General features: G+C 61.1%; 8 protein-coding genes. All 8 read right to left on the bottom strand.

The window, feature by feature from the left end:
* Positions 1 to 767: phosphomannomutase/phosphoglucomutase (locus AC07RZ_RS07595; protein ID WP_494667497.1), on the bottom strand; the 767-nt coding region annotated here is incomplete at its 3' end.
* A gap of 23 nt (positions 768 to 790) precedes the next feature.
* Entirely contained in the window at positions 791 to 2,212 is a 1,422-nt protein-coding gene (locus AC07RZ_RS07590) for a mannose-1-phosphate guanylyltransferase/mannose-6-phosphate isomerase (RefSeq protein ID WP_494667496.1), read from the bottom strand.
* Between the two features lie 2 nt (positions 2,213 to 2,214).
* Complete coding sequence (locus AC07RZ_RS07585) at positions 2,215 to 3,345, bottom strand: nucleotidyltransferase family protein (RefSeq protein WP_494667495.1); 1,131 nt, start codon at positions 3,343 to 3,345, stop codon at positions 2,215 to 2,217.
* Positions 3,346 to 3,390: 45 nt separating this feature from the next.
* Complete coding sequence (locus AC07RZ_RS07580) at positions 3,391 to 4,137, bottom strand: WecB/TagA/CpsF family glycosyltransferase (RefSeq protein ID WP_494667494.1); 747 nt, start codon at positions 4,135 to 4,137, stop codon at positions 3,391 to 3,393.
* A 72-nt stretch (positions 4,138 to 4,209) separates the two neighbouring features.
* A complete protein-coding gene (locus AC07RZ_RS07575) occupies positions 4,210 to 5,685 on the bottom strand; it encodes a lipopolysaccharide biosynthesis protein (protein WP_494667493.1) in 1,476 nt (491 codons plus the stop codon).
* Positions 5,686 to 5,729: 44 nt separating this feature from the next.
* On the bottom strand, positions 5,730 to 6,566 hold the full coding sequence (locus AC07RZ_RS07570) for a glycosyltransferase family A protein (RefSeq protein WP_144738414.1): 837 nt from the start codon (positions 6,564 to 6,566) through the stop codon (positions 5,730 to 5,732).
* 58 nt (positions 6,567 to 6,624) lie between these two features.
* Positions 6,625 to 7,638: a glycoside hydrolase family 5 protein gene (locus AC07RZ_RS07565; RefSeq protein WP_494667492.1), complete on the bottom strand. Its 1,014-nt coding sequence runs from the start codon at positions 7,636 to 7,638 to the stop codon at positions 6,625 to 6,627.
* A complete protein-coding gene (locus AC07RZ_RS07560; RefSeq protein WP_494667491.1) occupies positions 7,635 to 8,717 on the bottom strand; it encodes an acyltransferase family protein in 1,083 nt (360 codons plus the stop codon). The genes AC07RZ_RS07565 and AC07RZ_RS07560 overlap by 4 nt, the downstream gene beginning before the upstream one ends.
* Positions 8,718 to 8,739 lie beyond the last annotated feature (22 nt).

The raw sequence follows: 8,739 nt of genomic DNA, 5'->3' as shown, positions 1-8,739 counted from the left end.
ATCTGGCCATCCTTGGTGACCACGCCGAGGCGGTCGCCGTCGCCGTCGAAAGCCAGGCCGATTTCGGCATCGGAATTCTGCAGGGCGCGGATCACGTCCTGCAGGTTTTCCGGATGCGCCGGATCGGGATGGTGGTTGGGGAAAGTGCCGTCGACTTCGCAGAACAGTTCCTGCACCTCGCAGCCGAGCGCGCGATACAGTTCGCCGGCAAACGCGCCGGCGACGCCGTTGCCGCAATCGACCACGATCTTCATCGGCCGCGCCAGCCTGGTGTCGCTGACGATGCGCTGCAGATAGGCATGCTTGATATCGTGCTGGCGATAGCTGCCGCTTGGCACAGACACCGTCGCTTCGACGCTGCCGCTGTCTATGGCCTGGTATAGCTGCTGGATGGCCTCGCCGTATATCGCCTCGCCCGCCAGCACCATCTTGAAGCCGTTGTAATCGGGAGGATTGTGGCTGCCGGTGACCATGATGCCGGACTGCGCACCCAGCACATGGGTGGCGAAATACACCATCGGCGTCACGACAACGCCGAGATCGACGACATCGGCGCCGGCGTCGCGCAAGCCGGCCGTCAGGGCGGCAGCAAGTTCCGGCCCGGACAAGCGGCCGTCGCGGCCGATAATGACCGTTTTTTCGCCCTTGGCGCGAGCGGCGATGCCGAAGGCCTGGCCGATCTGGCGCGCGATGCCGGCGTCCAGGGTTTTACCGACGATGCCGCGGATGTCGTAAGCCTTGAATATGGAAGGTTGGATCGGGAGCATGATGTTGTACCTGGTTGATTGCCTTAACAGCGTTTATAGATGTCTTCGAAACGCACGATGTCGTCTTCCCCCAGGTAGCTGCCCGACTGCACCTCGATCAGGTGCAGCGGCAGCTTCCCGGGATTTTCCAGCCGGTGGCGGACGCCGATGGGAATATAGGTGGATTCGTTCTCGGTAAGGAATTTCTCTTCCTCGCCGCAGACGATGCGCGCCGTGCCGCTGACCACCACCCAGTGTTCGGCCCGGTGGTGGTGCATCTGCAGCGACAGTTTGCCGCCGGGATTGACGGTAATCCGTTTCACCTGGAAGCGGTCGCCGCCGTCTATGCCTTCATAACAGCCCCACGGCCGGTAGACACGGATGTGGTTCATGTGTTCCGTGCGGCTGTCTTTCTTGAGCGCCTCGACGATTTTCTTGACGCCTTGCACCTGGTCCTTGTGCACCACCAGCACCGCATCCTTGGTTTCCACCACCACCGTGTCCTGCATCCCGATCACCGCCACGAAGCGGCTTTCGGCACGGATCAGCGAATCGCGGACACCGTCCGTGTACACATCGCCGCGCAGCACATTGCCGTCGGCATCGCCCTCCAGCACCTCCCACAGGGCGGACCAGGAACCGATATCGCTCCAGCCGATGGCAGCCGGCACCACCACCGCGTGCCGGGTCTGTTCCATGACCGCGTAATCGATGGATTCCGCCGGGCAGCTGGCGAAGGCGGCTTCATCCAGCCGGCAAAAATCGAGGTCATGGTAGGAAGCCTCGAAAGCCTGCTTGCAGCTCGCGGCGATCGCCGGCCGGTACTCGCGCAGCTCCTCCAGGTAGCGCGCCGGCTGGAACAGGAACATGCCGCTGTTCCAGCTGTAGGCAGCATCGGCCAGAAATTTTTCCGCAGTCGCCTTGTCCGGCTTCTCGACGAATTTCTCGACTGCATAACAACCGTCGATGCCGTTGAACGCGGTCTTGGCGCGGCGGATATAGCCATAACCGGTTTCGGCCGCGCCCGGCACGATGCCGAAGGTCGCCAGCGCTCCTTTTTCGACTGCCTGCGCCGCGCAGCGGACCGCCGCGTGGAACGCTTGCGCATCGCCGATCACATGGTCGGCCGGCAGCACCAGCATGATGGCGTCCTTGTCATGCTGCAGCAGGAAATGGGCCGCCACCGCGACCGTCGGCGCGGTATTCTTGCTTTCCGGCTCCAGCAGGATAGCCAAGGGGGCAATGCTGATGCCGCGCAGCTGTTCCGCCACCATGAAACGATGTTCATTGCCGCAGGTGAGCAGCGGCGGCATCAGTTCCGGCCAGTCCGCCAGCCGCAGCAGCGTTTCCTGCAGCATCGAATGCTGCGAACGCAGCGGCAGCAGCTGCTTGGGCATGGCTTCGCGCGAGAGCGGCCACAGGCGGGTGCCGGAACCTCCGGCCAGGATCACTGGATATATATTCATGCTCAGCTCACTTCGATGGCGGGTTCCGGCAGGCGGTCGCGCGCATCGCCCCAGTCGGGCACACCTGCCTCGGGCAGGCGGCGCATGTCGCCGGCGCGGTTTACGCTGTATTGCTTGAATACGATCGCCTCATCCAGGCGGGCGCCGCCCAGGATCCGCGTGTACTCGAACAGCACGCTGCGCACCACTTGCGTGTCGGAACAGATATGGCTGCCGTGCCCTATCCAGGTAGGGCCGACGATCTTGCAGCCGGCATCGATGCGGCAGCCCGAGCCGATGTATACCGGCCCTTCGATGGTGGTTCCCTCCCAATCTATGCTGGTGTTGAGGCCGGCCCAGACGCCTTCGGCGATTTGCCTGCCCGGCATTTCCAGCTGCGCCACCTGGCCTTGCATCACATTCTGCAGGACGCTCCAGAAATCGGTCACGCTGCCGATGTCTGTCCAGTTGAAAAACCGCTGCTGCGCATAAAACGGCAAGCCTTTTTTCGCCATCAGCGGAAACAGCTCGGAGCCGATATCGAATACCGTATCGGCAGGAATCAGGTCGATCACTTCCGGCTCGAAAATGTAGATGCCGGTGCTGGCGAAATTGGACAAGGCTTCATCCTGCTTCGGCTTTTCCTGGAATGACTGGATCCGGCCCTCCTGGTCCATCACCACTACGCCGTAATTGTCTACCTTGTCCCAGGGCACCTCTTTGGTGATGACGCTGGCCAAGGCGCCTTTTTGCTTGTGCTCGAACAGCGCCGAACTGAGATCGAGGTCGATCAAGGCATCGCCGCAGATCACGATCACGGTATCGTCAAAAAACTCGCCGAACTGCTGGATCTTCTTGATGCCGCCAGCCGAACCCAGCGGTTCCGCCGTCACCTCGCCGAAGTCATTGACATAACCCTCGAACGAATAGCCTATCTGCACGCCGTACTGGCTGCCGTCGCCGAAGAATTCTTCGATCTTGTGATGCAGGTGGCTGACGTTGACCATGATCTCGCGTACGCCGTAGCTGGCAAGATATTCAACAAGGTAAGCCATCACAGGTTTGCCCAGGATCGGTATCATGGGTTTTGGCAGGTCGTAGGTCAGCGGACGCACGCGGGTGCCTTTGCCGGCTGCTAGAATCATTGCTTTCATTTTTCACCTCACAGGTTGAATCAGGATTAGCTTCAGGTTTTTTGGTCAATTTTTCTGACTGCTGCTGCCATATTTCCGGCACAGCAGCAGGAACATCAGGATGTCCAAGGTATAGCGGCGCAACAGCCGCCGCGGTTCCAGGCACAGGCGGTACAGCCATTCCAGCCGCAGCCTTTGCACCAGCTGCGGCGCGCGCGGCTTGTAACCTCCCCAGAAATCGAACAGGGCGCCGACGCCGACCACGACTTTGGCATCCAGCGCTTGGCGGTTGACCAGGATCCATTCTTCCTGCATCGGATTGCCAAGCGCCACCAGCACCACTTCCGCCTGCGAACGGTTGATCAACGCCACCAGGCCGGCGCGCTGCTCTTGCATGCCGCGGTAGCCGTCGCAGCTGCCGACCACCTTCTGCTTCAAGGTGTCGTTTACATGGGCGACTGCCTTGTCCAGGATTTCCGGCCTGCCTCCCAGCATGAACACGCGCTTGGGCCCGCCCGTGCCGCACAGGAGGCGAGGAATGAAATCGGTGCCGTTCAGGTTCTCCTTGAACGCTTCGCGGCCAAACAGGAAAGCCGCGATATCCATGCCGACGCCGTCGTTGACAATCGTCACCGAGGCGTTCCGCATTTTCTCCAGCAGGTGGTTGCAGCGCACGATGAAATTCGTATTGGCAAAAAACAGCGTTATCTTTTTATTGACCCACATCGCGTGCTGCAAGTACCTGGCCAGCACGTTGGTCGTGGTCTTGACCACCGGAAAACCGGCGATCGGGATTGTCTTCTTTGTCTTCATGAAAAAACTCTCCTAAACGGCGTCTCCGGGAAAGAAAGCCCGGCAAGACGCCTGAATCCATCGCGCTGCCGTCTATCGTGCGCGGCCCAGCCGCATAGCCGACAGCAATAATCCATGCCACGATGCGTTGACCGACCTGATCTGCCAGCCGGTGACAACCACCATGAATGGATACAACAAGCAGGCGATAAGGACACCGCCCGCAACCAAGGTCACATTGCTGATTCCCGGCGGCACCAGCCAGGCGTATGCCGCCAGTCCAAGGACCAGGAAAGTGCTGCCCACCAGCGGCGGCGCCAGCGCGTACCACACCTGGCGCGCATTGAGGCCGAGCTCGCGGTTGAGCAAGATTTGCGACAAGGGAAAAACCAGCAGGTAGGCGCCGCAAAACGACAGGCTCATGCCGAGCAGGCCGAAGCGGTAGCAGCTCACCGCCAGCGCAGTCGCCAGCACCAATTGGGCGATGCCGAGCCGCACCGGCAGGCGGTTCTTGCCTACGGCGAAAAACAGGTAGTCGTTCAGATGCACGATCGACGACAGCAGGTACAGCAGCGCCAGCGCGCTGACTACGGGCGCGGCAGGCAGCCACTTGGCGCCGAACACCGCCGCCACCAGCGGTTCGGCCAGCACGGCCTGGAAACACAGCAAGGGAGCGACGCAAAACAGCGTGATGCCGAGGATCTTCAGGTAACCGCGCCCCATCGCCGCCAGGTCCGTGCCGGCGTCGGAAAACACCGGCAACGCCACTTTCTGCATGGAGCTGGCGATCACCAGGTACACCGCCGAGGTCACCCGTTTTGCCAGGTTGTACAAGCCGGTGGCGTACGGTCCCAGGAAAATGCTCACCAGCAGCGAATCGCCATTGGTATTGGCAAAGTTCAGAATGCCGGTCAGCCCGACCTGGCGGATGTCGTGCCAGTATTTCCTGTTCAGCGCGCGGTCAAACACGATGCGCGGCAGCCAGCGGCTTTGCGCCACCACCAGCGCCAGCGCCAGCCCGGACGCCGCGACCTGCTGCACCACCAGCGACATCGCGCCCCAGCCGCCGGCGGCCAGTGCGATGCCGACCACGCCGCCGGTCATCACCGAACCGATCGAGCGGACCGCGAGCTGGCGGAACATCATGTTGCGCACCAGCCTGGCCTCGTAGGCGCGCATCAGGCCGAAGAACAGCACCGACAGGCTCATGCCCTGCAATACCGCCTTCAGTTCCGGCGCCCGGTACAGCGACGACACCAGGCCTGCCGAAAAAAACATCAGGGCGGCAAGCAGCAAGCCGGCCAGCGTGCAGCAAGTGAACACCCAGGAGTAAAACCTGTCGTCCGGCAAGCCGGCGCGTATCACCGGCATCGCAATCGCGTCGAACACCACCAGCCGGGTAAACAGGATGAAAAGATGGGCGACCGTCAGCAAGCCGAATGCATCCGGCGCCAGGAAACGCGCCAGCACCGCAAAGATCACGAATGAAATGGCTTGTTGCGCGAGGTTGTCCACGATCGACCAGATCGATCCGGACGCCAGGCCGCCGCCTACGTTTTTTTGACTCATGACACTCCTAATCTCAGGCCAGGCATGGGGTTCTGCTCCGCTTGCTAGCCGCGCCAGCCGCGCACGCGCGCCAGCACGCTCACGTATTTAAAGCGCGCCTTGAGGAAATCGCCCCTGGCCAGCGCCAGCGCGATGCCGCCGCAGGTCCGCAGGCAGGTAACGGGGAAATACCAGAACGGGTAATCGTTGATGCGCATCACGCGGCCGATCCCGGTTTCGTATTTCTTTTGCCGAAGGCAGGCGCCGGCGTCGAAATGCGCTGTCTTTACCGGGTGATGCAAGGTCATGTCGGCCAGGAATTTCAGCTTGAAACCAAGACGCAGGCTGCGCAGCAGATAATCGGTTCCTTCGGCGGCGCCCCACACCGTGCCGGCCCCTACTCCCAGCGTTTCATCGAAGCCGCCGACGGCATCGACCACGCGCCGGCGCAGGAAAATGCTGAACTCAATCGCGCCGCGCCAGACGTTATAGCGGTTCAGCAGCGCGCTGCTTGCCAGCCAGCGTCCCTCGACCTTGCCGTCGCCGTCGGTGAAACGCCCGGTAATGCCGTCCAGTTCCCGATGGCTGGCCAGCACGGCGACCACCTTCTCCAGCAAGCCGGCCGGATACCAGCAATCGTCGTCGGGAAAGGTGATCACGTCGCCATCCACCAAGGCCAGGCCGGCATTGCGCGCGCGCGAGGCGCCATGCGCAGCCGAACGCACATGCCGCAGCGGAAATTTCTGGCGGTACCGGTCCAGCAGCGGCACCAGTCTGTCGTCGCCGTTCTGGTCGACCACGATCAGTTCAAAATTCCGGTAGTCTTGCGCGTCCAGCGATTCCAGGAAACGGGCAACTTCGTCAACGCGTCCTACCGTAGCCATTACCAGCGAAAATTTCATTTGTTTCCCTTTTCAATCTCGTTTCCGAGCGGACAGTCCCAGCGGGCTGCCGCTCGTCCTAAGGCGATATGCCCTTCTTCAGGATGGCCGTTTGCGGCCGTTCGCCGTTGCTGTCGGGCTGCAGGCTGAATGGGTAGGTCCCCAGCCATTGCCCGGCGGCCCAGTAGGTCCAGCCGCCCCAGGCCGGGTTGCCCTTGATGGCATCCACCATCGCCGTCAAGGCTGCCAGGCATTGCTGGTTGGCCGGCACGCCGAATTCGCCAAGGAACAGGCGGCGCCTGGTCGAGGTCGCCCACAGGGCGACGTTGGCCATGATCGCGCTCAGGCGGGCCGGGTCCACGCAATCGTTGCCGGTGCCGGAAAAATTGGCGTCGGCATACTGGTGGACTTCGATCATGTAGTTATCGGCGGGGTCGTGAAAGAAACGGAAGGCGTCGGCGTTCGAGACCGCGCCGTCTTTTGCATACCAGGAATGCGCCCCGCTCCAGCCGCCGCCAGGAACCAGGATCAGGTGCCGCGAGCCTTTCCTGCGCAAGGCGTTCAGCGTCTCTTGCGCGGTTGCCGCCCATTCCGCGGTCGGCAGCTTGGCCGGTTCGTTCATCAGGCCGAAGGCGACATTGGCCGGGTCCTTGAAGCTGGCCAGCAGGCGCTGCCAGAGATCGACCAGCGCCGCGCGCGGCACTTCCGGCGAACCGATAGGCTTGCCGCGGTATTGGCCATAGTTGTGCACATCGAGGATCATGCACGCGCCGATCGAACCGGCGGCCGCAACGCTATCCTTGATCCTCTGCAGTTCCGCCTGGTCCAGTTCGCCGAACAGCTTCGGCTGCACCCTCTCCCACAGGAACGGCAGGCGGAAGGTGTTCATGCCCATGGACTGGAACAGCCGCATTTCGTCCAGGTCCGGATACACATAGTCGGTAAACACCTTGCCAGGCAGTTTCTCGGCCGCGAACTCGGCGCCGCTCAGGTTGACGCCGGCCATCGGCTTGCCGTCCAGGCAGCCGGCGGACGCCGCCTGGCAAAACAAGGCGCCGGCCAGGATTACTGAGGAAAACAGGAATTTGATCATCGGGTATCACCTCCTAAAGGCATTGACCGGTTGCCAGCCGCCATCGGAAACACGGCAAGGAATTTCCGCTTGAACAAGGAACCCGCGGATTTGATCAGACGGGCGCCGGGTTTTTCGACCAGCTGGTAGTTAAGCCACGAAAACAAGAGGACAAGGACTGCAAAAGGAAGCAGGATGAAGAGTGAAAACGGCTCCGGATGGATTTTTCGCACCAGATAAATGACCGGCATATGCAGCAGGTAGATCGAGAAACTGCATTCACCGCATAAAACCATCACCCTGTTTGCGAAAAAACCGTTACCGACGGCAGATGGAAAGGACAGGCTGAATACCAGGAAAGCGCCGAAAACAGCGGTCAGGATGCTGCTGTAGAACTCTTGGTTGCCGGAGAATGGAAGAACCAGCCATCCCGCCACAATCGATACGATCGCGGCCACCGATGCCGCATGCAGCACGGCCAGCCAGCGCCGGTCCTGCGCCTGGCCCTGGATATGCGAGCGCATCGCGCCGGCAATCATGCCGAACAGGAAATAATGCAATTTCGAGCCGACGAAGGTGCCTGGAAAGCTATCCCGGTACGCCAGAAAAACAATGCTGCCCAGCGCCAGGAACAGCAGCCCGGCGGCATCGGAGCGGACCAGGTAGCGGCTGCTCGCGGCCCAGGCCAGCACGAACAGGAAGTAGAACTCCACTTCGGGCGTGATGCTCCAGAATACCGACGCATTGCCCGAGAAAAGAAGGTGGCGCAGTATATTCTTCCCCGATATCCCGTAGACAAAATTCGGATCGATATTGACGTAGATGAAAAAAGAAACCAGGACAATCACAAGGTAGGCCGGCGCTATCCTGGAAAAACGGGAAACCGCATAATCGACCACATTGATCGCCGAAAACCGCTTCCCGAGATAAAGATAGGCCATGAGGAAGCCGCTCAAGGAAAAGAAAACCGTCACGCCGACTTCGCCGAAAAGATGGTTTTTCCAAGGCAGCGCAAACCAGTCGAGCGCATGGCCGTACACCACCAGCAGCGCCGCCAGTCCGCGCAACCCGGTGATTGCATCGATCTTTTCTCTATCCATGGATTGCTCCAGATGCCTTGGG

The sequence above is a fragment of the Collimonas sp. GW821-FHT07E08 genome, from assembly GCF_059418905.1.
This window is presented reverse-complemented; position numbering and strand designations above follow the sequence as displayed.

What these genes read in the sequence shown, in the direction of transcription:
- AC07RZ_RS07590 (WP_494667496.1), bottom strand. Translation starts at nt 2,212, where the DNA reads ATGAATATATATCCAGTGATCCTGGCCGGAGGTTCCGGCACCCGCCTG.
- AC07RZ_RS07585 (WP_494667495.1), bottom strand. Translation starts at nt 3,345, where the DNA reads ATGAAAGCAATGATTCTAGCAGCCGGCAAAGGCACCCGCGTGCGTCCG.
- AC07RZ_RS07580 (WP_494667494.1), bottom strand. Translation starts at nt 4,137, where the DNA reads ATGAAGACAAAGAAGACAATCCCGATCGCCGGTTTTCCGGTGGTCAAG.
- AC07RZ_RS07575 (WP_494667493.1), bottom strand. Translation starts at nt 5,685, where the DNA reads ATGAGTCAAAAAAACGTAGGCGGCGGCCTGGCGTCCGGATCGATCTGG.
- AC07RZ_RS07570 (WP_144738414.1), bottom strand. Translation starts at nt 6,566, where the DNA reads ATGAAATTTTCGCTGGTAATGGCTACGGTAGGACGCGTTGACGAAGTT.
- AC07RZ_RS07565 (WP_494667492.1), bottom strand. Translation starts at nt 7,638, where the DNA reads ATGATCAAATTCCTGTTTTCCTCAGTAATCCTGGCCGGCGCCTTGTTT.
- AC07RZ_RS07560 (WP_494667491.1), bottom strand. Translation starts at nt 8,717, where the DNA reads ATGGATAGAGAAAAGATCGATGCAATCACCGGGTTGCGCGGACTGGCG.